This window comes from Gilliamella sp. X-57 (genome assembly GCF_057063565.1).
This window is the reverse complement of the sequence record NZ_JBXSQI010000058.1, coordinates 1-1,213: the sequence shown is the minus strand read 5'-3', so window position 1 is coordinate 1,213 and position 1,213 is coordinate 1. Positions and strand designations below refer to the sequence as shown.

At 43.0% G+C, this 1,213-nt stretch carries 1 protein-coding gene; it reads right to left on the bottom strand.

Features of this window, described 5'->3' with window-relative positions:
* Positions 1 to 1,105: two-partner secretion domain-containing protein (locus ACYIAL_RS12745; protein ID WP_483751902.1), on the bottom strand; the 1,105-nt coding region annotated here is incomplete at its 3' end.
* Positions 1,106 to 1,213 lie beyond the last annotated feature (108 nt).

Below are 1,213 nucleotides of genomic sequence, written 5' to 3'. Positions count from 1 at the left end.
TTAAGTGGATATTTTGTTGACTGTAAATTTGCTTGCTATTGCGAATGTCCTGTTGACTGCTTAAGCGAATATCTTGCTGAGCCTGCATCGCCCCCGTATTGACAATTTTTCCATCCGCCGTCAAAGTAATACTGCCCGCGCTAGCGCCTAACTCGCCCGCATTATGTACGCCAACCCCTTTTTCTGTGCCCACCAAGTTGATTTTGCCCGCATACATGCCACCAAGTGCAGAAACATCTATCGACACTTCGGGTTTGTCGTCGGTCTGCCCTGACAATGCCGTGATATGTTGCCCATCTCGGCTCACTTTATTACGACCCGTCACGACGTTTAAGTCCTTCGCCCATACCGATGAGTTAATCGATACCGTCCGCGCAATTAAATCCGTGTAACGTTGCCCTGAACTATCCAGCCCTTTCCCTGTGACCGCTATATGCCCTTGCTCAACCTGATAACCCGTCAAATCACCATTTTCTATTATCGGTTTACCCGTCGTAAGCGTCCCCCGACTCGCATTGATAAATCCACAACCATTACACGTAATACCCGATGGGTTAGCAATAACAACCTGAGCTTTTTGCCCCGCAACTTCAACCACCCCATTTAATTGGCTTGGATTGCGTGAATTCACTTCGTTTAATATGATTTTTGCACTGCCCGACGCATTTAATAACTCATTACCTTGTACATAACCCCCAATTTGCGTTTGGCTAATTTTGCTGCTGTTATTTAAAATCACCCCTTGCTTCGAAACATCAAATTGCTGGTATTTATTATGTGATACCCCTTTTCTATTTGGCGTTTGAATATTGACCTGTGTGACACCATTTGCTGCCGAAGTCACCAACGGTTGCTGATGTTTGTGTGCGTGTTTATCCGCAACAATATTACTGCCATAAACCGGCGAGCTAATACTCACAAAGCCTAATGAAATAGAGATTAAAAAGGTTATCGGCCTTAAGGTAACAAAAAGCGATTTTAGTGACGATTGTTTTTCTGTCGATGACGTCTGTTCACTACCTATCGGAGTTTTAGCAATATCCGCAACCACCATCTGCATGCCACGTTTTTTGTTAAAAATCACGCGATATAAATGCCTGTTCATCGTTTTGTCCTTATTTTCATTACCTTAATTATTCTAGTGTCTCGATAGCTTTAACTACTCTATATTCTTGATGCTAGATGTTAATAATTCCAGTTTACGTTAAACCCT